This is a genomic window from Pseudoalteromonas sp. GCY, assembly GCF_016695175.1.
Lineage (GTDB): Bacteria > Pseudomonadota > Gammaproteobacteria > Enterobacterales > Alteromonadaceae > Pseudoalteromonas.
The window spans coordinates 2,485,903-2,507,934 of record NZ_CP068023.1 but is presented as its reverse complement, the minus strand read 5'-3'; the positions used below and the strand labels follow the sequence as shown (position 1 = coordinate 2,507,934).

Genomic DNA, 22,032 nt, shown 5'->3' with positions numbered 1-22,032 from the left:
ACATGCAGTACCAATCAAACTTTTATTCCACAGAGATTTTTAAGGCGGTGCAAAGCGCTGGCCTGTTTTCAGACAGTAAAGTTTTTGCAGATGCCATCGCAAAAATTCCGCTCGCAGAGATAGAAAACCAGTATGTGATGCAAAAGCCGACAGGAGAGGCGTTACTTAGATTTGTTCACGCGCATTTTGACTTTGTTGCCAACAAAGAGTTAGACGCCTTACCTGACTTTACTAGTGCGCAGCAGTATATCAGTGCGCTGTGGTCGCGTTTATCTAGAAAGCCGAGCACCGTTGCAAAAGGCTCCTTGTTACCTTTACCCCATCCTTATGTTGTACCGGGTGGACGTTTTAACGAGATTTATTACTGGGATAGCTATTTTACGGCACTTGGGCTTTTGGATGCGAACAGAAGCGATCTCGTTGAGGGAATGTTAGATAACTTTGTGAGTCTTATTGAGCGCATTGGACATGTACCTAACGGTAATCGAGATTATTACCAAAGCCGTTCCCAACCACCTGTAACAGCATTAATGGTTGATTTACTGTGGCATGAAAAATCCCACGATAAGCAGTGGCTGTCGCGAGTTACTCAGGCATTACTGAAAGAGCATCAGTTTTGGCAGACTGGACAGAATTTGAGTTGCACGGATCAAAAAGCACATTACCGAGTCGTCTACATGCCATGTGGGGGCACACTGAATCGCTACTGGGATCCGCTTGCAGCGCCGCGCCCAGAGTCTTTTATTGAGGATATAGAATTAGCCACAGCGGTTACAGACAGCGAAACCTTTTATCAGCACATTCGTGCGGCTTGTGAGTCGGGGTGGGACTTTAGTAGCCGTTGGTTAGCAAACGCTGACGATTTAGCGAGCATTCGTACAACAGACATTATTCCTGTGGATTTAAATGCACTACTAGTATTGCTTGAGTCGCAAATCGCACGTTGTTTTGAGAAATTAAACGAGCTAACGCAAGCTCAGTACTATGCCAATTTAGCGTCAAATCGCAGTGCACTGATACAGAAATATTGTTGGTGCGATAAAAAAGGCTGGTTTTTCGATGTGAACCTTAATGATTATGCGCGTACCTCCATTGAATCTCTAGCTGGCGTTGTGCCTATGTTTGCAGAGCTGGTTACACCTGAGCAGGCAGAGCATATTGGCAAAAAACTCGAGGCAGAGTTTTTGCAGCAAGGCGGATTGGTTAGTACCTTAGTCACTACTTCACAGCAGTGGGACAGTCCTAATGGCTGGGCACCACTGCAGTGGTTTGCGGTGTCAGGCTTAAGGGCATATGGTCAAAATCAACTCGCGAAGAAGATTATGCAAGCATGGCTTTATGCTGTTGAAACCGGTTTTGAGCAAATAGGCTGTTTGCTTGAGAAGTATAATGTGGTTGAACCGGATAAGCAGGCAAGTGGCGGAGAATACGTGGTGCAACAGGGCTTTGGCTGGACTAACGGAGTAACCAGTCGTTTTTATCGGCTTTTAGTGCCTGAAGTTGATAGTCCTTCGGCGTGATATTAAAGGCTTGTTTAAACGCGCGGCTGAATTGACTTGGATGCTTAAAGCCGAGTGCAAAACTAATTGCGGTGATCTGAATTCCTGCTTTTAGTTTTGCCTTTGCTTCAGTTAGTCTCCGTGCTTGGAGCCACTGTTGTGGCGTCGTCGCAAATGACTTTTTAAATTGATTGAAAAAGCGACTTCTACTCATGCAGCTAAGTTTACAAAGCTTCTCTACATCTAGTGGCTCGTCTAAATGAGTCTCCAAATAATGCATCGCTTGATACAAACCGTTATGATCTGGTGCTTGTTTTACTGCGCCTAACAGCAGATCTCGGCTTTGTTGCTGTAGTAATCTTGCAATTAGTTCGTCCATTGCCAAATCGATAAAGTACCCCCGCTCGGCCTCATTCTCACTGAACAGATGGAGCAATCGCCCCAAGCAGTGCTGGGTTTGCCAGTTATGCTCGGTGTGCACCAACTGCTTTTGATAATTAAAATCACTGGGAAGCGAAAGCGCTAACTTCTCGCTCACGGTATTAATTTTCTCTCGACTGATCTCAATTGCTAAACAGGTGGTGGGAGCGGATAAGCTGGCGTCGGGAAAGTCTATAAATACGGTTTGTTCTGGTGCCAATACGAAGCTTTGATGAGGTAAAAAGGGCTGGTGATAGTCGCAACTGTCTACGTGCATCACTTTTTTACCAGTGATCATCGCACAAAACAACACTTCATTAGAGGCGAGTTTGACTCTATTGGTACTTTCGTATGTGTCATAGACGCTCAGCTCTACGTGATTGGCGGCAAAACTTATTTTGTTTTCAACTAAGCGTTCGACACGGCTGCGATGTTTAGAGATCTGCAAACAATGCACTCCTTCTCGGTTATTTTTGGACTGTGCGTATACATTTCGAGACCCTAAGTTAAGTTTTTAAAGGTGAATTTGGCTAATGTCAAATATTAGTAAAAACAAAACTGGGACGAATGAAGCCCAAATAAATAACACAAGTTGCAGAGGTAAAAATGATATACGCAAATCCAAACACTGAAGGTGCAGTCGTCAGCTTTAAGTCGCAATATCAAAACTTTATTGGCGGTAAGTGGACGCCACCTGTTGACGGCCAGTACTTCGAAAATATTAGTCCTGTTAATGGCGAAGTGTTTTGTCAGATCCCGCGTTCAAATAATGCAGACATCGAGCTGGCACTTGACGCCGCCCATGCAGCAAAGGCGGCGTGGGGTAAAACTTCGGTCACTGAGCGAAGCAATATATTACTCAAAATCGCAGACCGAATAGAAGCAAACCTTGAATACCTAGCGGTAGCCGAAACATGGGATAATGGTAAAGCAGTACGTGAAACGCTAGCTGCTGATGTTCCGCTTGCTGCCGATCATTTCCGCTATTTTGCAGGTTGCATTCGTGCTCAAGAAGGATCCATTGGTGAAATTGATGAGTCAACCGTGGCTTATCATTTTCATGAACCTCTGGGCGTTGTGGGACAGATCATCCCATGGAACTTCCCATTACTTATGGCCGCTTGGAAACTTGCACCCGCTCTCGCTGCTGGAAACTGCGTAGTGCTAAAGCCTGCGGAGCAAACGCCTGCGTCTATTTTGTTGTTGATGGAACTTATCGCTGATTTATTACCAAATGGCGTGGTTAATGTTGTAAATGGTTTCGGGAAAGAGGCAGGTGAAGCGCTTGCTACGAGTACACGTATCGCAAAAATTGCATTTACAGGCTCGACCCCTGTGGGTTCTCACATTCTAAAATGTGCTGCTGAAAACATCATTCCTTCAACGGTGGAACTAGGTGGTAAGTCGCCCAATATCTACTTTAGCGATGTTATGCAAGCTGACGATGATTACCTAAGTAAGTGTATTGAAGGAGCGGTACTGGCCTACTTTAACCAAGGCGAAGTATGTACTTGTCCATCGCGATTGCTCGTACAAGAAGATATATACGATGACTTTATAGCCAAAGTCATTGAACGCACCAAGGCGATAAAGCGCGGCAATCCGCTTGATACAGAGACCATGGTTGGTGCACAAGCCTCACAAGCCCAATTTGATAAAATTCTTAGTTATATTGATATTGGTAAGAAAGAAGGGGCTGAAGTGTTAATCGGTGGCGAAGTAGCAGAGCTTGGCGAGGGTTATCACAAAGGCTTTTATATTCAGCCGACGCTGTTAAAAGGGCATAACCAAATGCGGGTATTCCAAGAGGAAATTTTTGGCCCAGTGATCTCTTTATGCACTTTTAAAGACGAAGCGGAGGCTTTGGAATTGGCGAATAGTTCTGAATTCGGTTTAGGTGCTGGGGTGTGGACTAGAGATATGAATCGCGCATATCAATTTGGTCGTCAAATCGAAGCGGGTCGTGTTTGGACCAATTGCTATCATATGTATCCTGCGCACGCGGCATTTGGCGGTTATAAAAAATCAGGCATTGGCAGAGAAACTCACAAAAAGGCGCTGGATCATTACCAACAAACCAAAAACCTCTTGGTAAGCTATAGCACCAGTCCTTTAGGGTTTTTCTAATCTTATCATTTACAGAAATAACGAGTACTGACCATTGTGGCAGTACTCAATCAGTCGTCCGATTAAGAAACGACTTTTAATGGCATCGCTTTTTTACTAGCAAATGCTATCCTATATTCGAGTCCTTTGCCGGACTCGCTGACGGTGTGTACATCTCCATCTAGCCCTTGAGTCACCAAGTTATAGATAATATAAGCACCAAGTCCCAAACCGCCACTTCCTCTTGTGGTGGTGTAAGACGGTTCACACAGCCGATTTAATTCAAGTCCCGACATGCCTTTACCATTGTCTTTATAAATAAGCTCAATGTGCTTTTAAAAAAACAACAGTATCAGCGTAATAAAAAACGCAACTGCTGAGTAGAAAACATGTCGAGCATTTTTATCAGCTGGTATCAAGGTGCCAGCTGATATTTTTCAATGTTACTCGTTTCCAGACGTGGTGAGCTCGTCAGCCAAACTTGTTAAGTCAGGTAGCACGTAATCTGGTGCTTCTGCCAGTGGATAGAGTTGCTTTTGTGGTCTTGCAATAAATGCAGTGTGCATGCCCGCGGCTTTAGCGCCGGCAACATCCCAGCCGTGAGCCGCCACCATTAGCGCTTGGTCTGGACGAATATTTAGTTGCTGTAACGCCCATTCATAGGCTCTAAGGTCGGGCTTATACACTTTGATGTCTTCAATACTCAAGCGTTGGTCAAAATAGGTAATTAGACCGGCATTTTCAAATTGCGCTTTAACCCCCGCATTCGACGAATTGGTTAAACTTACGAGTTTAAACCCAGCTTGCTTGAGCCGTTTTAGCGCCGGAATGACGTCTTTATGCGGGGGCAAAGAGAGCAGGGCGGGCACGATTGCTTGTTTAGCTTGTGAGTCAGTTATCGTTAGGCCTTTGTTCTTTGCAACCATCTGTAGCGCGGCAACGCCTATCTTGCCAAAATCTTGATAATCACCACTTACCGTAGTCACTAACGAGTGATGTAGCATAGTGGAAAACCAAAGAGGTAATAGGGACTCATCGCCACCCAAAACTTGGCTAACTGGTTTATTCATTGACTCTAAATTAAGTAAGGTTTCATTGACATCGAAGAAAATAACTTCCGGGCGCTCAACCTTTGAGTTGGCTTGGCTAATATTCGGCATTAGACCTCCTAACATAACGAATAGACCAATTAAGGTGCGTTTCATTGATAATTCCAATTTAGTTGCGATGAGAAGCAGTATATTTATTTGATAAATTTAAACAAAGCGTGCATATTCGAAAGCAAGATTCGAAAAAATTAAATCGACATGTATTCAATCGCCGAACTCGAAACATTCTTAGCTATTATTAAACATCAAGGAGTGGTTAATGCTGCGAAGCAATTGAGACTCTCGCCTGCGACAGTTAGTCATCGTCTTAATAAGTTAGAGCAACATTTAGGCACGACTTTGCTGTTTAGAGATAGTCGTACGCTAACATTGTCCCCAGCCGGAAGTACTTTTAGAGAGAGGGTGGAGCATATATTAGAGGCGCTTTATGATGCTGAGCACGAAATAGGTGCAAGGGGCTCAGCGGTGAGCGGGTTACTTCGTGTCACTATGCCGCCTTGGGTGTTTTCACAATTTGTGATGCCAAACCTAAGTCAATTTGAGCAAGCGCACCCGCAATTAGCACTCGATTTCCTGATCAACGACCAGTTTGTAAACATAGTTGAAGGTGCTCAAGATGTAGCGATACGCGTTGGACAATTGGCTGATTCTGGGTTGTTGGCGAGAAAGCTATGCGATAACCACAGGATATTATGTGCAGCGCCGAGCTATATTGACCGCTATGGCATGCCTGATAATATCAGCGAATTACAAAACCACTTTTTTGTATGCTTACCTTGGCAAAGAGAATTTAAATTAAAAGAACCAAATGGTGGAATTGTACACTTTAACGCAAAAACTCGTTTTACGATTTCAAACTCAGACAACATGACTTCTGCCGCCTTAGCTGGGCATGGTATTGCAGTTAAATCTCACATCGCCATCAGAGATAACCTAAAAAGAGGTGAGTTAGTGCCTATTATTCCAGGTTGTCTCGAAAGTGACGACGCACCTATTTGGTTTGTCAGGCCTCAGCACTCGCTGAAGACACGCAAGGCAGAGGCATTCTATGAGTTTATGAAGGCATTATTCGAAAATAAGGGCTAATACTTTAGTCTGCTTGTGCTTTTAAACTAATAACTCTAAACTCCGTATTAAAATTAGAAACTAGCCAGCGTGATGATTGTAAAATCAAGCTGGTAACACTGATAGCAAACGGAGCTGCTATGTTCAAATTCATTTCTTGGATTTTTTCTATCACCGCATTTTCACTTACTCTATTCTTTATCGTGCAAGGTAGTTATATGCTTTGTTTAGTGATGCTACTTGCTGGATTAATTGCATTGCCAAAACATGAAAAGGAATTGCAACCACTAGGTATGAGATTACATGCTAAGCATTTTTCTCGGGAGTCTCGTTCACTTAGCTCAAAAGAGGTAATGAACTTTTTATTAGCATGCTCATTGGCTGGAGCTAGCCTTGCGTACCAATGGCATGTGGTAACAATATAGACTTTACTTAATATCTTTAGTGTTTAAATGCAGCCATAATCCGAGTTTCTATTAATGGGATACTCGGATATTTTTCAATGCTATCCCGCGATAGGGTTAACCTCATAACACAAATAATATAAAACATATTGGATATTTTAAATTTGCTCACTAGCTGTTAGATTGGTTTTAACTACCACAGCATGGAAGAGCAATTGAATGTCACAGCCGTTAAAATCCTCATCAATACGTGTTCAAGAGTTCCTAGCCAGTCATGGGCATAACTTCACCGTTACAGAGCTTGCAGACTCTACTCGTACGGCGAAAGATGCTGCAAATGCGATTGGTTGCACTGAGTCTCAAATCGCTAAGTCTCTGATATTTAAAGATAGCAATACTGAAAAGGCGGTCTTGATAATTGCTTCTGGTAGCAACCAAGTGTCCGTGAAAAAAGTGGAAGCCGCAATTAATGTAAAGCTTGAAAAAGCGAACGCAAACTTTGTGCGGGAAAAAACCGGGTTTGCCATTGGCGGTGTGCCTCCTGTGGCGCACACTGACTCCGTGTTGACGATAATTGATAAAGATTTAAAGCAATATGATCGTATTTGGGCTGCTGCAGGCACGCCCAACTCGGTTTTTGAATTAAAAGCGCATGATTTAGATACGCTTACGGGTGGCACTTGGTTAGATATTGCGAAGTAACCCTCAGTTCGTAATCGACCTTGTGTCTAAGTGATCCATCTATTAATCAACTTGGTGTGGTCATTCAGGTTTTCAACCAATAAAGTACTTTCTAGATGAGAAGAGCCCGATAGTCATTCAAAATAGCGTATTAATACGTCTATCAACGTAGCTGAATTTAAAAAGTAAAGACACAGAGATGCATGATAAACTTACCCCCAATAATTCAGTAGTATGACTATCTACGATAATCGAGCTACTAGTCATAAGTGTGACCAAACGTGTGACCTTTTGATATTTGTAATTTTTATTTTAATCATAACTTTATGATATTTAGGGTTTAAGTGATTTATGTGTGAGCTTTTGGGGATGTCGGCGAACGTACCGACGGATATTTGTTTTAGCTTTTCTGGTTTGTTGGAGCGCGGTGGCAATACGGGTCCTCATAAAGATGGTTGGGGTATCACCTTTTACGAGGGGAAAGGATGTAGAACATTTAAAGATCCTGAGCCTAGTTGTCAGTCTGAAATTGCTAAACTGGTCAAAGCATATCCGATTAAAAGCGTGTCCGTAATAAGTCATATTCGGCAGGGAAATAGGGGGCGAACTTGTCTTGAAAATACCCACCCATTCACTCGGGAATTATGGGGTAGGGAGATCACTTACGCTCACAATGGTCAGCTTTCGGACTATAAAGATTTAAAAACTGACTTCTATCGACCTGTTGGGAATACAGACAGTGAACTTGCCTTTTGTTGGATTTTGGACAAAGTACGAGAAAAATACCCAAGTCGTCCGTCAAACATGGTCTCAGTTTTCAGGTATATCGCAAAGCTAGCGCACACATTGAGAGACAAAGGGGTATTCAACATGTTGATCACCGATGGCATTTATGTGTTGGCGTATTGTACCAATAACCTGCATTGGATAACCCGTAGAGCCCCATTTGGTAAGGCTACCTTAATTGATGCGGATATGGTGGTAGATTTCCAAAAAGAAACCACACCAGATGATGTTGTCACTGTTATTGCAACTCGACCGCTGACCAACGATGAACAGTGGCAGAAGCTTGAGCCCGGCGAGTTTGCTTTATTCAAATTAGGTGAGAAGGTGTAGTACTTAGTTTTTGTAAGCAAAGGCGGCTTAGTTGAGCCGCCTGTTAGTGAATATAATCAATCAACGATGTTGCTATCAACTCTCTGATTTGGGTTGGTAGGTTTTAAGCTCTATCTGAAACTGCTCCATACCATCTTTGCCTTTGTACATTCTCACCAGCATATAATCATAACTAGGTGCAAACCAAGCAATGGCCTGACGATCACTATCATCATAAATGCGTTTAACTTTGATGGTTTTGACGTTGCCAAAAGGTAGAGTGATCATTTCCTCGCCGGCCACCTCAAAATCATAGCTTCGCTGGTCGCCTTTTTTGTCTATGATAGGATAGCTAAACTTGGTCTTTCCCGCCTTTAAATCCTCTCGCAGCTGTACTTGATAACTAATTAAATCTTGCTGATTCTCAAGCCACTTCACTTTCAGTGGATACTTTTCTTCACTGGACGTAATTGCTTGGTTTTGATGATCAAACTTAATTTTGTAGCTTTTATCTGGGCCAGTTCCTTCACGGGTCATACTGTAATGTAGTGGGCTGACGGTATGTTCAGCGACTTTAAACAATGATTCTTCAGTTCTTACGTCTGAAAAAATCATCCATTCGATATCGCTTTTGTAACGAACAGCATATGTTGCGTCCGCTATTTTTGTGAGGTCTCGCGTGGCACTACCATGAACCTTACCTTTGCGTGAAACTTGGTATTCGGCGTGATATTCAGTGAGTGAGTTTGCGAATGTCGAAGTGGAAAGTAGAGCGCTAATACCAATTAGCACAGCGCTCCATTTTTTATTTTTCTGGGTACGGCGCACCTTGAACTGGTAAGGTTTTGTTATCAAAAACAGCATAGTCTGCTTCCATTGTTAGTCTTTGTTCGCTGAACCATTTGACCACCAAAGGATAAAGAATGTGTTCTTGCTTATGCACACGTTGCGCCAGTGACTCTGCCGTATCATCTGGAAGAACAGCGACCTTGGCCTGACAGACCACAGGACCACCATCTAACTCCTCTGTGACAAAGTGAACGCTAGCACCATGTTCTGCATCGTTTGCATCGATTGCTCTTTGGTGGGTGTTCAGCCCTTGATACTTAGGCAACAAAGAAGGATGAATGTTCAACATTTTTCCTCTAAATTTTTGCACCAAGTTTGGAGTTAGAATACGCATAAATCCAGCTAATACAACCAAATCTGGTGTAAAGCTATCAATTAGTTGACCAAGCGCAACGTCATACTCTTCACGAGAAGCATATTGCTTATGGTCTAAAACAGATGTTGCTATACCAGCCTCTTGCGCTCTGGTTAGGCCGTATGCGTCCGCTTTATTACTAATAACGGCAGCAATTTCACCTAGAATATAGCCAGTTTTGCAAGCATCAATGATTGCTTGCAAATTTGAACCACTACCAGAAATCAGAACAACAAGGCGAGTGGGTGCCATTACTCGGCACCATCTAAGATCTCAACTTGCTCTTCACCAGCCTGAGCGTCTTGAATTTCACCAATGTGCCAAGCGTTCTCGCCTTGTGCTTTCAGGATGTCAAGGCTTTGCTCAAGCTTGTCAGCAGGAACAACTAAGATCATGCCAACACCACAGTTGAATGTGCGGTACATCTCGTGAGTTGCAATGTTACCGTTTTCTTGTAACCAGTTGAAGATTGCAGGCCATTGCCAGCTATCACCTTTGATCACCGCTTTTGCAGACTCAGGTAGCACGCGAGGAATGTTTTCCCAGAATCCACCGCCAGTGATGTGAGAAAGTGCGTGAACATCAACTTCTTTTAATAGCGCTAAGATTTGCTTTACGTAGATACGGGTTGGCTCTAGCAGGTGCTCGCCGAGTGTTTTGCCTTCGAACTCTGCGTTAGTATCTGCACCAGATACTTCTAGTACTTTACGGATTAGAGAGTAGCCGTTTGAGTGCGGACCGCTTGAACCTAGTGCAATTAGCTGATCGCCAGCTGCAACTTTAGTGCCATCAATGATTTTAGACTTTTCTACCACACCAGTACAAAAGCCAGCCATATCGTAGTCATCGCCTTCGTACATGCCTGGCATTTCAGCCGTTTCACCACCGATAAGCGCACAACCAGATAGTTCACAGCCTTTACCAATACCAGATACTACGTCCGCCGCAACATCAACGTCTAACTTGCCTGTAGCATAGTAGTCCAAGAAAAATAGGGGTTCAGCGCCTTGGACAATAAGATCGTTAACACACATAGCAACTAGGTCAATACCTACTGTGTCGTGCTTTTTCAAATCGATAGCTAAGCGTAGCTTAGTACCAACACCGTCAGTGCCAGCAACCAAAACAGGCTCTTTATATCCGGTTGGGAGTTCGCATAGTGCACCAAAACCACCAATGCCACCCATTACTTCAGGGCGACGAGTTTTTTTCACTACGCCTTTAATTCTTTCGACCAATGCGTTGCCCGCATCGATGTCAACGCCAGCGTCTTTATAACTAAGAGACTGTTTTTGTTCGCTCACAGGTTTTCCTCAAAAGTTGCTAGATAGATTTGCTTAGAAACGCCGACATTTTACAACAATTGCATCTAGGCGGCTAGCGACTTTGCGAGAAACCCTAAGAATGTGGTCAAAGGTCCTCGATTTTGTATCTCGAACAGTATAAAGAAACGACAAAAACTTTGATTGTTTATAACTGAATGTGATTTGCGTTAGATCAATACTCAAGGAAGGTAGCAACGTACTATGGAAACAGACCCAATCAGACAGTAACTTCAAAAAATGTATTCGAAATCACTGTCACTAACGGCGCATTGATTGGGTCTACCCTAAACTCAAATGCATTTTCAGCCTTAACCTGAGGTTTGTACCCAAACTCAGATTACCTAGCTAATTATGGGAATAAAACGATGAATATTGAACGCCACAGCCTAGCTAAAGAACTGCCAGAGTTTAAAGACAGAATTCATGAATTAAAACTGTCTGATGGACATTTCTCAAAACTTTTTAAAGATTACCATGAAGTAGACAATGAAGTTATTCGAATCGAAGACGGTGTAGAGCACTCAAGTGATGAGTATCTTGAATCACTGAAGAAAAAGAGACTGTGGTTAAAAGATCAACTTTATCGAATTCTAAAAAGTGCAGACTAGCTGTTAATCAAGGCCAACCGGTCTATGTGAGCGGGCTGCCAAGTCCGCTACTATATTCCCCGCTAATTGTTGAATAATTTTGCCTGTCCCGAGCAAGGGCAGATTTATAATCTATACTCTAACCATTGTATTCCATGCACGACGACTCCTTTGATTGCACTTATATTAGTATTAGCTGGCAGCTTTATCATGGGATTAGCTTTTTCTCCGGCCTTTAAAATATGTCGATTAACGTCTTCGGTCGGGTGGCGAGTGTTGTTAATTCTTATGGCTCTGTTTGAACTCGGATACTTGAGCTTTGCCTACTTCCTGTACGATCACAATAGCGCTAGTTTTATTGAGCAAGGCTTAAGTTTAATCCTGTTTCTTGGCTCCATATTTGTTTTTGTGGTGAATTGTTTAAGTCTAACTAGCCTGCAAGAATTAAATGAAATTGCAACGCAGGCCAAATATAACGCCGAACATGATTTTTTAACGGATTTGGAGAATCGTCAGCGCTGCATTGATGCCATTAATGAACGTAAACATCAGCAGCTCGACTTTAGTGTTATCTTGGTTGATTTGAATAATTTTAAACAGATCAATGATGCAAAAGGGCACTTCTTTGGTGATAAATTGCTGGTGGAACTTGCCCACAAAATGCGTGCAGCACTGCTTCCTCGTAGCAAGTTATATCGCATGGGCGGCGATGAGTTTATCATCCTGATGGATGTGACAGACGTAAATTGTATTTACTCTCAAAATAATGCACTGCTGAGCGAATTAAAGTCAGGTATAGAAATTGAAGAGTTGCAGTTGGATGTGACGTATAGCGCAGGAGCAAGCTTATGGACTAAATCGCGCCAACTTGATGTGTTTGACCTTTTGAAGCAAGCCGATATTGCCATGTATTCGGCCAAACATAGCCGTCAAAGCATCGTCATCTTCGATGAAGAGCTCCATGAGGGAATTGAGGCTGAATTCCAACTGTTGGCTAACCTCAAAGTTGCGCTCGCTCGAGGTGAACTGACGCTCTATTATCAACCGATAGTGTGTTCTCAAAGCGGTGATATTCATGGAGTAGAAGCGCTATTAAGGTGGCCTCAGTCCGACGGCACAATGATAATGCCAGATCAGTTTATTGAGTTAGCGGAACGTAATAATTTGATCAGGCAACTGAGTGCATTTGTGATTAACCGTGTATTCCAAGACCTCGCAATATTGATTGAAATAGATGGCAAGTTGGTTGTGCATATCAATCTTTCCTGCCAAGATTTTGCTGAACAGAATCTAATTAATACCCTTGCCATGCTACTGGATACTCATCGAGTCGACCCAACTCATATAGTATTTGAGCTTACAGAAAGTACCGTGATGGAAGAAGTGGAAAAAGCGAGAGGCCTAATTGAAACATTGATAGATATGGGATTTGCAGTGAGTATTGATGATTTTGGTACTGGTTTTTCTTCATTTTCTATCCTAAAAGAGTTACCAATTTCACAGATCAAAATAGACGGGTCGTTTGTACGACTGAGTCATGAAAGTGAAAAAGATCAAGCCATAGTAGAAACCAGTATGTTTTTAGCACGTAAATTGAACTGCAGTATTGTTGCTGAGGGTGTTGAAAGCGATGCCTGTTTGCAGTATTTGTATAGCTTGAATTGTCCGTATATTCAGGGCTTTCAGATATGTGAACCACTCTCGCTAAGCGAATGCGTAAAGTGGATTAATTCCCAGAATATGGTGAAAGGTGCGATGAAAAGGTTAGACGGTTAAGGCTAATAACCTCCTTACGCAAAAAACTTGCTGCCCATACATACGAATAAATTGTTGTCGACTAGAAGGTTAACATGGGTTTAGGTGGGATGAAGCCATACATTTTTTCGAACCCAGGGATCTCTGTTTCCCAAATTGGTGTTTCTTCACCGATATACGTCCTGAATGCATCAAGAAACAGCCTTGTCCTGACCGGTAAATCACGATGAGGGTAGAGCGCATACATCGCTGCAAAATCGACTAGTTTTGTATTAGTTAAAATGGGTTGTAATTTGCCTTCAGTAATTTCTTTACCGACTAAAAAGGCTGGTGCAACAATATAACAAGTACCAGACAGTACACTTTCCATCAATGTATCTCCGTCGTTGGTTCTGAAGATACTCTTTACAGGCATTTGTTGTTCGATGCCTTGCTCGTCTTGATAGGTGATACTGGTAAACCTTAATGCATCGCTTGCGTAGGTTGCCGCAGGTAATTCGCTGAGCGCCTCAAGCGAACTTGGCGTGCCATGGGTTTTTAAGAACGTTGGGCTTGCTAATATGAGCAATCGATTGCGTGCAATTCTGCGGGCGATAAGCGATGAATCTTTAGGCTCGCCGACACGAAAAGCTAAATCAAAGCCTTCACCCACTAAGTCCACGAGTCTGTCTTCAAGCCTAAGCTCAACCTCGACGTGGGGGAAACGTTTCTGAAAGTCATTGATAACAGGTTGCACATAACGTCGACCCACCACAGTAGAGCTGGCAATTTTAAGTAAACCTTTAGGTTCGGTGTGATAATTCTGTGCGATGCGCTGAGTGTCGTTTAGTAGCAGCCTTAGCTCTTCTGCTTTTTTTACCATCTCGGAACCTGCAGAGGTGAGCGAGAAAGAACGAGTTGTACGATTCATTAATCTTACACCGAGTTCTTCTTCCAGCTTGGTCATCTGCTTAGAAATGACAGAGCGATCGATATTTCTCAGTTGTGCAGCACTGGCAAAGGAACCACGTTCCACAACGTCTAAAAAGATTAATAATCTGCTGCTAATATCCATAATGCGAGAAAGTTCACTAAGACTGATGCCATTGTGACACTAAACAATTGGAATTGCGAGGGGCATATTTACACTAATAAAGTTGTGGCAAAATGCTAACAATGGTTTAATGAATTTAGTCTCACTACTTTATTTTTAACATAACGCAAAGGCATATGATGAAAGCAGTCCGATTCAATCACACAAATGGACTTACCTTCGAGCAGGGACAAATTAACTTACCTGAGGCAACCGATGATCAAGTCTTGGTCAAAGTTGAATACGTTGGTTTAAGCTTTATCGATACCAAAGTGGCCAATTGTCCCTGTGAAGAAACACCGAATAGAGTGTTTGGTGTTGACGCTGTGGGTGTTGTGGAAAAAGCATGTAAAACGGGATTCCCCGAGCCTGGTACACGGGTTTTTTGGCATGGTGACATTCGAGAGCAAGGCACGATGAGTGAATTTGCCTTAGTGCCAAGTCACGCACTTACTGTACTGCCAGAAAATGTTGATGGTAAGCTCGCCTCAGCGGCAATCGCACCTGCTATGTGTGCATTGATTGCGCTATTTAAGCTTCAGTTAAATGCTGGTGATACGGTTTTAATCGAATCTGCCCATCATCCGGTTGGTCAAATGGCAATACAATTTGCCAAACAGGTGGGGCTTGGGGTGGCGGTATGTTCCGAGTCCAAATATAAAAAGCTGCTTGAAAAGCTAGGTGCGGATCTCGTGTATACCCAGTCTGATTTTGCCGGTTTAGCCGATGCCCTGCAGCTTCATTTTGGTGCAGCAGAGGTGCAAGGCGCACTAGATTTAACAGGTACACATACCCAACAATTGATTTCGCATTTGATATTTTGTGGTCGAGTAAGCTGCTTAGCGGGATTACCTGCTATTGAGCAACACATCTTAATGAAGAAAGCGCCAAACATAGGCATCGTTTCTTTGTGTGGCAGTTGGCTTTCCAATAGTGTTTGTGCGCAGCAGAGAATGGCATTCATTGGCAATACCCTGGCTGAAAAGCTTGAAAAAAATGAAATTACTTTGCAGCAACTTGAATCTATCTCACCACGGCATGATGCGTTAATTGAAACGCTGAAAAAGCTAGAAAGCAACGATAACATCACGTTTTTTGCGGCGGATATGAAACTGTAGTCCCCACTAGCAACAATAATTTATCCCCTTTACGCAACAATACTGAGCTTGGCTGTATTCGCTAGGCTCAGCGTCCAAATAAATTGATACAATTTCTGACATTTTTCATCGTTTGAACACCGTATACTTTCCTGCAGGCCTCGCCATGAAGGGAATACGTCTTTTCTTTACGACTTCATAAAGAGTCATTGTCATCGCAAGGCGAAATTTTACATTGCGTTAATTGATGTCGGAGGGGCATCAATTTGGTGCGAATTGATATGTTTATTTGCACTCGTCAAATTGGATAGACTAGTGTCATCAGTTTAATAAGGATTAAACAATGAAAAAGTTACTTGTTATCTTCAGTTTTCTCATCTTCTCAGGTGTCGCGTTTGCGAATGACACACCTTATGAGTTAATTAACCAAGTTGGCGATAAGCTATTTGCTGATATAAAAACGGTTAATCAAGATGGCAAGGCAACTGAAACTCAGATGAAGGGTATAGTACGTAGTCGCTTGATGCCACACATCGATGTGAAGTTTGTATCTTTTAAATTGCTTGGTAAACATATTAAAGGGCTAAAAAGAGACGAAGCCATCGAGTTTATTGGTGCGGTTGATAACTATCTTGTATCTACCTACGCTAATGCACTTTTACAGTACAAAGGCCAAGACGTATTGTTTGAAGAGTTACCGGTTTCTGATGGTGCTGATTTTGCGACGGTTAAGGTGGTAATAAGAGAGCAGTCAAAACCAGATATAGATATGCATTTCAAGTTTCGTCAAAGCAAAGATGGAGACTGGAAGGTATATGACATGGTTGCTGAAGGTATTTCTTTATTGAGTGCTAAGCAAAAAGAGATCACGATGAGAATTTCAGAAGTAGGTTTAGCTCAGGTTACGGCTGAATTGAAGAGTAAAGCATAAATCAAATTACTTCCCCCGACTTTGAAGTAACCAAAAGAGCATATCATGATTGATATGCTCTTTTTTTGGTTCTGAAATCAGACTACTTGGTTTATCAGTGGTTTTTCAAGTCTTGCTGCGTCGAGGTTTTCACAGGTTATTGTTGCAATTTGTTTTAGTGCTTCTTTGGTAAAGAAGCCTTGATGCCCTGTAACTAGTACATTGGGGAAGCTAACCAAACGCGAGAAAACATCGTCTTGAATTATTTCTTCACTGTGGTTTTTAAAAAATAGCTCTGACTCTTGCTCATACACATCTAAGCCGAGGTAACCGAGTCGTTTAGACTTGAGCGCGGCGATACAGGCTTTGCTATCTAACAAGGCGCCTCTACTGGTGTTAATAAGCATTACACCCACTTTCATTTTGGCAAACGCAGCATCATCAATAATATGATGGGTATGTTCATTAAGTGGACAGTGCAGGCTAATAATATCCGATTGTGCTAGTAAGATATCTAGAGAGACCAAAGTATAGGGGCCTTCTCCTATGTTCGGGTCATAAACCAGCACATTGGCACCAAAGCCGTTCAAGATGCTGACTAAGGCTTGGCCAATTTTGCCACAGCCGATAATACCGACCGTTTTATTATAAATATTAAAACCAAGTAAGCCGTTGAGATCAAAGTTATCTTCTCGAACTCGATTGTAGGCCTTATGTGTCTTGCGGCTGAGCGTTAGCATCAATGCGATACAGTGCTCTGCAACCGCTTCTGGGCTGTAGGCTGGAACACGGACAACATTTATGTCACGCTGTTTTGCCTGTTGAATATCAACGTTATTGAAACCTGCGCAGCGTAGGGCGATGGTTTTAACGCCATAGTCAGCCAGTTTATCAATCACTTGCGCATTTACAGTATCGTTTACAAATACACAAACCGCGTCATAGTGCTGGCACAGCGAAACCGTTTTTTCATTGAGTGACTCACTAATAAAACTTATTTCAAGTTCAGAGTAGGAATTTACGGCTTGCTCAAAAAACGGCACTTCATAGTTTTGCGAACTGAATAGGGCGATTCTCATGATTAATGTGGCTCTCTATCACTGACTTAAGCGTTTCTGGTTTTGTTCTTGGGGCATATCTTGATATTAGCATGCCTTCAGAGTTTATTAGAAACTTGGTAAAATTCCATTTAATTGCGCGGTTTTGCGCGATACCACGGGTATGAGATTTTAAATAGCTAAATAATGGGTGTGCATCAGGTCCGTTGACTTGTGTTTTAGTAAAGATCTTAAAGCTTAAATTGAAATGTGTATTGTAAAACTCTTTAAGCATTTCATCTTCAAGTGGTTCATTGCGACCGAACTGGTTACAAGGAAAGGCCAATACCTCAAATCCAAAAGGTTTGTATTTGCTGTATAGCTTTTCAAGTGCAGACAGTTGCGGAGCAAAGCTACATTTACTCGCAATGTTAACGATCAATAGCGGTCTTCCCGCCAGAGACTGTAATGGCAAAACTTGGCCATCAATAAGTTGTGCACTAAAACGATAAATATTCTCCATCCTTTCAGGCTCCGTGTGATTTATTCATGTTATTCGGTATCAAAGCGGTTTTTTCATTTGCTATGACAGAGGTGCTCGGGTATAAAAACTCCATTCTTATTAAGATAACAACGAAATAGGACAGAAATATGTCAGTGAAAGTCGCATTTATAGGATTAGGCGTCATGGGGTATCCAATGGCTGGGCATTTGCAGAAGGCGGGTTACCAAGTCACGGTATACAATCGTACCACCAGCAAAGCCGAAAAATGGGCCGCTGAGTATGCTGGCAACTTTGCAGTTACACCTAAAGATGCAGCGACTGATTGTGATTTTGTGTTTATGTGTGTTGGCAATGATGACGATTTACGCTCAGTCGTATATGGCGAAAGTGGCGTATTAGCGGGAGTAAAGCCGGGAGCTGTGATAGTTGACCATACTACAACGTCTGCAAAAGTTGCCCGTGAAATAGCGCAAGAAGCCAAGAAATTACAAGTTGAATTTTTAGATGCCCCAGTATCTGGTGGTCAGGCTGGTGCAGAAAATGGCGTGTTGACGGTGATGGTTGGAGGAGACGAAAGTACGTTTGTTAAAGCGCAGCCAATCATGGCCGCGTTTGCTCGTTTTAGCCAATTAATTGGAGAAGTGGGTGCAGGGCAGTTGTGTAAAATGGTCAATCAGATTTGTATCGCAGGCGTGGTGCAAGGGCTCGCAGAAGGCTTGCACTTCGCCAAGAAAGCGGGTCTTGATGGTGAAAAAGTGATTGAAACGATTGCTAAGGGTGCAGCTGGCTCTTGGCAAATGGAGAATCGTTATAAAACCATGTTAGCGGGCGAATATGACTTTGGTTTTGCGGTCGATTGGATGAGAAAAGATTTAGGCATTGCGCTAGACGAGTCAAGAAGTAACGGTGCAAATTTGGCGCTTACTGCACTGGTTGATCAATATTATGCGGATGTTCAAGCGCTTGGCGGCAACCGTTTTGATACCTCAAGTCTACTGGCTAGGCTTGACGCTATCCACGACAAAAACAAATAACCTTTCCTTTCTAGTCTAAGTAACTTAAGCTCGGATCAGTCGTTAAGGATGCGCTACATTGGTGATAAATTGCTGATGTAGTGCGCTTAGATTTGTCAGTATTGCGTCTTTACCTTTGATATCGCTGCGTTTCAGCACGGCATCAATCGCATCAACGGACTGCAACGTGGCAAGTTTTGATGCCGTTAGCTGGTGGCTAATATGCCAAGGCTCCGCAGCAACTCCCCCTCGATAACAATCATAAGGCCGGTAGAAACCAAAAGTTGCTAAATGCGCATCAAGCCACAGCGAAAATTCGTGCTGATGTCCATCTTGCTGGTACTCCCATGGTTCTAGTTGTAGTGATTGTCCTGTAGGTACAAGGTTTTTGGCGAACACATCCAGATCAGTACCCAAATGGTGGCGACTAGCACCAGGTAGAGCGGAGAACAACATAATTGCTTTTACTTTGTCGATGTCTGAGAGATTACTCAGTTCTATCTCTTGGTTAGTGATATCAAAAACAGGACGGCGCATCGTAAACTTGCTATTCCAAATCGCTTTTTGCCTTTCAAATCCTCGATATGCGGACGCCATGTAAAACTCAAAACCTGCCTTTTTTGCAGCTTGTGAGAGGGCATTGAGATCGGATACTATCGCGCTATGCACATGGCGACCATGGTAAAAAGCCAGATGTGATTCGTTGACGCCACAAGCGCTACATTCAGCGCTTGTAAGCATATAGCTGCTAGGCAAGTAACTTCTCCAAGATCTTTTCATAGACTAAGGCTAATTGATCTAGGTCTTTGCAACTCACGCATTCATCGACTTGATGGATTGTGGCATTGATGGGGCCAAGCTCAATCACCTTACATCCCGTTTGGGCAATAAATCGGCCATCCGATGTGCCACCAGAAGTTTCCGGTGTGGTTTGCCTTCCCGTCACTTCTTTGATGGCTGCAATCGTCACATCAAGCAATGGACCTGGCTCAGTTAAAAACGGTAAGCCATTCAGTATCCAATTAAGCTCATAATCAAGTTGATGCTTGTCTAGAATAGTAATAACACGTTGTTTGAGCTCATCGGCTGTAACTTCGGTGCTAAAGCGAAAGTTAAACTGTACTTGCAGGGAGCCTGGTATCACATTGCCAGCCCCAGTTCCGCCATTGATATTGGAAACTTGGAAGCTTGTTGCGGGGAAAAATGTATTCCCTTGATCCCATTCGGTCTGACTGAGTTCAGCAATCGCCGCCGCAGACAAGTGAATGGGGTTTTTAGCGAGATGAGGGTAAGCTACGTGACCTTGTTTTCCAATCACTTTTAGGTGTCCGGTGAGTGAACCGCGACGACCATTTTTTACTACGTCGCCAAGCTCATGGCGTGATGAAGGTTCACCGACCAAGCACATATCAATTTTTTCGTTTCGGGCTTCTAATAAATCTACAACTCGAGTTGTGCCGTTCACGAAAGGGCCTTCCTCATCAGAGGTTATCAAAAAAGACAATGATCCTTTGTGGTTGGGATGCTTTTCGATAAATCTCTCCGTTGCCACGACCATAGCTGCAAGTGAGCCTTTCATGTCAGCAGCCCCGCGGCCATGTAACATGTCATTTTCAATCACTGCAGCAAATGGCGGGTGCTGCCATTGGCTCTCGTCGCCAACCGGTACTACATCTGTGTGTCCAGCAAAGCAAAAATGTGGTCCGCGGTCGCCTTTTCGTGCCCACGTATTGAGCGTATCAACAAAGAAGTGTTCTTCGATGGTAAAGCCAAGCTTTGCCAAGCGTTCATTCATTAATTGTTGGCAACCAGCATCATCAGGTGTAACAGAAGCCCTTTGGATCAGAGCTTGAGCGAGCTTAACTACTTCGCTCATTAGGCAAAAATCTCATCATACTGTGCAGCTTTAAAACCCAAGTGATATTGACCTTGGTACTGCAAAATAGGGCGCTTTATCATGGCTGGTGCCGCCAAAAGGTGTTGTTTCGCCGATTGCGCATCAAGGTTTTGTTTTTGTTCTTCGCTAAGGGCTCGGTAAGTCGTTCCGCGCTTGTTTAACACGTTTTCCCAGCCTAGCTGGTCAATAAAAGCGGTGAGCAGAGCTTCGTCTAATCCATCTTTGCGGTAGTCGTGAAAGGTGAATTCGATATTGTTGTCTTGAAGATATTTTTTGGCTTTTTTAATGGTATCGCAGTTGCTGATCCCATACATGGTAATTGTCATAAAGCACACGCCCTTGCAATTGTGATTATCGGCTCTTTGGCCGCAGATACTTGTTTTAAAGGATAATAACACGCACCAAGCTTTTGTGCATTGAGTAGCACAATGGCGGCCATAGTTTTTGCTTCACTGAGAGGAATATCATAAAAGCATAGCGGCTCTCCAAGCTTTATCGTGGTTTTGCCAAAGCTGTTTGCTTTGAGATATTCGGGCTTGGCAAACTCATTGCCGACTTCTAAGCTCAGTAACATTTTTAAGCCGTTATTGGCGTGTAAAATGTATTCGCAGTTATTTTTCCTGATCTGAATAAGTTTTCCATTACAAGGAGATAGCAACAGAGGTACGCGCATTTGCACGCAAACGCCAATCCCTAACATACCTGACGCAATCGCCGCGTTTGGATGCGTACTTAGCGGTAAGACTTTGCCAGAAAAAGGACTTGGAATATGCGCAATAGGGTTCGCGATTTGGGATATTGGCCGATATTGGATTTGTGGTGAGAGTTCAATCAAAGTAATAAATACCCATCTTTTTTAAGCGCTTGCATTGCCTGCTGGATTTGGCTTTCTTTTACCAGAATGTAATCGGTATCGTATGTTGATAAGGTGAAGATAGAGACGTTGGACTTTGCTAGCACACCAGAAAGATTTGCCATAATCCCCGTCAGCGAAAACCCCAGCGGGCCAACGACTTCTAGTGCTCTCCAATGGCTTTCTGCCGCGAGGCTACTGACTGCGATATCTGACGCGCAAACGATAGAGAGTTCATCCTCAGTTTTGGCAATAAAAAAGATTTCACTGTTTAACACCGCTTGCGGAACAGCATCATCGCAATCCAAGCTATGTATCGTAAATTCTTGTTTGAGCAGTTGCAGCGTTTGCTTTGACATTACCAACCCTTGTTTGTGGAAAAATACCAATTGGTATAA

General features: G+C 43.0%; 25 protein-coding genes. 11 read left to right on the top strand and 14 right to left on the bottom strand.

The annotated features are described in order from the left end of the window. The first annotated feature begins 2 nt into the window (after nucleotides 1–2). The gene (locus JJQ94_RS16400; protein ID WP_099028796.1) at nucleotides 3–1,520 is read left to right on the top strand and encodes a trehalase family glycosidase; all 1,518 of its coding nucleotides are present in this window, start codon (nucleotides 3–5) and stop codon (nucleotides 1,518–1,520) included. Here JJQ94_RS16400 and JJQ94_RS16395 read toward each other — a convergent pair. Then, nucleotides 1,456–2,367, bottom strand: a complete 912-nt coding sequence (locus tag JJQ94_RS16395; protein WP_099028795.1) for a helix-turn-helix transcriptional regulator — start codon at nucleotides 2,365–2,367, stop codon at nucleotides 1,456–1,458. The two genes, JJQ94_RS16400 and JJQ94_RS16395, sit on opposite strands and share 65 nt — an antisense overlap. Before the next feature lie 158 nt (nucleotides 2,368–2,525). Here JJQ94_RS16395 and exaC point away from each other — a divergent pair, with 158 nt between their 5' ends. Continuing rightward, entirely contained in the window at nucleotides 2,526–4,046 is a 1,521-nt protein-coding gene (gene exaC, locus JJQ94_RS16390; RefSeq protein ID WP_099028794.1) for an acetaldehyde dehydrogenase ExaC, read from the top strand. Between the two features lie 62 nt (nucleotides 4,047–4,108). On the opposite strand, the gene JJQ94_RS16385 is transcribed toward exaC, so the two are convergent. Then, nucleotides 4,109–4,321 (bottom strand): hypothetical protein, encoded by a 213-nt coding sequence (locus JJQ94_RS16385; protein WP_236596498.1) that lies wholly within the window; start codon nucleotides 4,319–4,321, stop codon nucleotides 4,109–4,111. A gap of 147 nt (nucleotides 4,322–4,468) precedes the next feature. After that, a complete protein-coding gene (locus tag JJQ94_RS16380; RefSeq protein ID WP_099028917.1) occupies nucleotides 4,469–5,185 on the bottom strand; it encodes a haloacid dehalogenase type II in 717 nt (238 codons plus the stop codon). Nucleotides 5,186–5,332: 147 nt separating this feature from the next. On the opposite strand from JJQ94_RS16380, the gene JJQ94_RS16375 reads away from it, so the two are divergent. From JJQ94_RS16375 to JJQ94_RS16360, 4 genes are all read left to right on the top strand, one after another. Next, on the top strand, nucleotides 5,333–6,220 hold the full coding sequence (locus tag JJQ94_RS16375; protein WP_099028793.1) for a LysR family transcriptional regulator: 888 nt from the start codon (nucleotides 5,333–5,335) through the stop codon (nucleotides 6,218–6,220). Between the two features lie 119 nt (nucleotides 6,221–6,339). Then, nucleotides 6,340–6,624: a hypothetical protein gene (locus tag JJQ94_RS16370; RefSeq protein ID WP_010373877.1), complete on the top strand. Its 285-nt coding sequence runs from the start codon at nucleotides 6,340–6,342 to the stop codon at nucleotides 6,622–6,624. Between the two features lie 198 nt (nucleotides 6,625–6,822). After that, nucleotides 6,823–7,305: a YbaK/EbsC family protein gene (locus JJQ94_RS16365; protein ID WP_099028792.1), complete on the top strand. Its 483-nt coding sequence runs from the start codon at nucleotides 6,823–6,825 to the stop codon at nucleotides 7,303–7,305. 330 nt (nucleotides 7,306–7,635) lie between these two features. Continuing rightward, nucleotides 7,636–8,400, top strand: a complete 765-nt coding sequence (locus JJQ94_RS16360; RefSeq protein ID WP_010605063.1) for a class II glutamine amidotransferase — start codon at nucleotides 7,636–7,638, stop codon at nucleotides 8,398–8,400. 75 nt (nucleotides 8,401–8,475) lie between these two features. Here the strand turns inward: JJQ94_RS16360 and JJQ94_RS16355 are convergent, their stop codons facing one another. Genes JJQ94_RS16355 through purM form a run of 3 tightly spaced genes read right to left on the bottom strand, consistent with a single transcriptional unit; the run spans nucleotide 8,476 to nucleotide 10,887 of the window. Beyond that, on the bottom strand, nucleotides 8,476–9,171 hold the full coding sequence (locus JJQ94_RS16355; RefSeq protein ID WP_099028791.1) for a DUF3108 domain-containing protein: 696 nt from the start codon (nucleotides 9,169–9,171) through the stop codon (nucleotides 8,476–8,478). Between the two features lie 13 nt (nucleotides 9,172–9,184). Then, the gene (purN, locus tag JJQ94_RS16350; protein WP_099028790.1) at nucleotides 9,185–9,835 is read right to left on the bottom strand and encodes a phosphoribosylglycinamide formyltransferase; all 651 of its coding nucleotides are present in this window, start codon (nucleotides 9,833–9,835) and stop codon (nucleotides 9,185–9,187) included. Beyond that, on the bottom strand, nucleotides 9,835–10,887 hold the full coding sequence (gene purM, locus JJQ94_RS16345) for a phosphoribosylformylglycinamidine cyclo-ligase (protein WP_099028789.1): 1,053 nt from the start codon (nucleotides 10,885–10,887) through the stop codon (nucleotides 9,835–9,837). Before purM ends, purN begins: the two co-directional genes overlap by 1 nt. A 386-nt stretch (nucleotides 10,888–11,273) precedes the next feature. Here purM and JJQ94_RS16340 point away from each other — a divergent pair, with 386 nt between their 5' ends. Next, a complete protein-coding gene (locus tag JJQ94_RS16340) occupies nucleotides 11,274–11,516 on the top strand; it encodes a YdcH family protein (RefSeq protein WP_010373888.1) in 243 nt (80 codons plus the stop codon). 252 nt (nucleotides 11,517–11,768) lie between these two features. Further along, entirely contained in the window at nucleotides 11,769–13,271 is a 1,503-nt protein-coding gene (locus JJQ94_RS16335) for a putative bifunctional diguanylate cyclase/phosphodiesterase (RefSeq protein WP_236596497.1), read from the top strand. A gap of 61 nt (nucleotides 13,272–13,332) precedes the next feature. On the opposite strand, the gene JJQ94_RS16330 is transcribed toward JJQ94_RS16335, so the two are convergent. Beyond that, on the bottom strand, nucleotides 13,333–14,304 hold the full coding sequence (locus tag JJQ94_RS16330) for a LysR substrate-binding domain-containing protein (RefSeq protein WP_099028787.1): 972 nt from the start codon (nucleotides 14,302–14,304) through the stop codon (nucleotides 13,333–13,335). Between the two features lie 155 nt (nucleotides 14,305–14,459). Between JJQ94_RS16330 and JJQ94_RS16325 the strand changes: the two genes are divergently transcribed. Together JJQ94_RS16325 and JJQ94_RS16320 are read left to right on the top strand one after the other, a co-directional pair. Then, entirely contained in the window at nucleotides 14,460–15,440 is a 981-nt protein-coding gene (locus tag JJQ94_RS16325; RefSeq protein WP_236596496.1) for a zinc-binding dehydrogenase, read from the top strand. Between the two features lie 322 nt (nucleotides 15,441–15,762). Next, nucleotides 15,763–16,350, top strand: a complete 588-nt coding sequence (locus JJQ94_RS16320) for an MlaC/ttg2D family ABC transporter substrate-binding protein (protein WP_010373895.1) — start codon at nucleotides 15,763–15,765, stop codon at nucleotides 16,348–16,350. 77 nt (nucleotides 16,351–16,427) lie between these two features. On the opposite strand, the gene JJQ94_RS16315 is transcribed toward JJQ94_RS16320, so the two are convergent. Together JJQ94_RS16315 and JJQ94_RS16310 are read right to left on the bottom strand one after the other, a co-directional pair. Then, on the bottom strand, nucleotides 16,428–17,408 hold the full coding sequence (locus tag JJQ94_RS16315) for a 2-hydroxyacid dehydrogenase (RefSeq protein WP_099028785.1): 981 nt from the start codon (nucleotides 17,406–17,408) through the stop codon (nucleotides 16,428–16,430). After that, on the bottom strand, nucleotides 17,374–17,889 hold the full coding sequence (locus JJQ94_RS16310) for a glutathione peroxidase (RefSeq protein ID WP_099028784.1): 516 nt from the start codon (nucleotides 17,887–17,889) through the stop codon (nucleotides 17,374–17,376). Before JJQ94_RS16310 ends, JJQ94_RS16315 begins: the two co-directional genes overlap by 35 nt. Nucleotides 17,890–18,017: 128 nt before the next feature. Here JJQ94_RS16310 and JJQ94_RS16305 point away from each other — a divergent pair, with 128 nt between their 5' ends. After that, nucleotides 18,018–18,905: an NAD(P)-dependent oxidoreductase gene (locus JJQ94_RS16305; protein WP_039497421.1), complete on the top strand. Its 888-nt coding sequence runs from the start codon at nucleotides 18,018–18,020 to the stop codon at nucleotides 18,903–18,905. Nucleotides 18,906–18,947: 42 nt separating this feature from the next. On the opposite strand, the gene JJQ94_RS16300 is transcribed toward JJQ94_RS16305, so the two are convergent. The 5 genes from JJQ94_RS16300 to JJQ94_RS16280 are packed head-to-tail and all read right to left on the bottom strand — an operon-like array spanning nucleotide 18,948 to nucleotide 21,993. Beyond that, nucleotides 18,948–19,640 (bottom strand): M15 family metallopeptidase, encoded by a 693-nt coding sequence (locus JJQ94_RS16300; RefSeq protein WP_099028783.1) that lies wholly within the window; start codon nucleotides 19,638–19,640, stop codon nucleotides 18,948–18,950. Next, nucleotides 19,633–20,760 (bottom strand): succinyl-diaminopimelate desuccinylase, encoded by a 1,128-nt coding sequence (gene dapE / locus JJQ94_RS16295; protein ID WP_099028782.1) that lies wholly within the window; start codon nucleotides 20,758–20,760, stop codon nucleotides 19,633–19,635. The genes JJQ94_RS16300 and dapE overlap by 8 nt, the downstream gene beginning before the upstream one ends. Further along, a complete protein-coding gene (locus JJQ94_RS16290; RefSeq protein WP_039497426.1) occupies nucleotides 20,760–21,107 on the bottom strand; it encodes an ArsC family reductase in 348 nt (115 codons plus the stop codon). Before JJQ94_RS16290 ends, dapE begins: the two co-directional genes overlap by 1 nt. Beyond that, nucleotides 21,104–21,616 (bottom strand): PTS glucose transporter subunit IIA, encoded by a 513-nt coding sequence (locus JJQ94_RS16285; protein WP_099028781.1) that lies wholly within the window; start codon nucleotides 21,614–21,616, stop codon nucleotides 21,104–21,106. Before JJQ94_RS16285 ends, JJQ94_RS16290 begins: the two co-directional genes overlap by 4 nt. Next, on the bottom strand, nucleotides 21,613–21,993 hold the full coding sequence (locus JJQ94_RS16280) for an ACT domain-containing protein (protein ID WP_099028780.1): 381 nt from the start codon (nucleotides 21,991–21,993) through the stop codon (nucleotides 21,613–21,615). The genes JJQ94_RS16285 and JJQ94_RS16280 overlap by 4 nt, the downstream gene beginning before the upstream one ends. Nucleotides 21,994–22,032 lie beyond the last annotated feature (39 nt).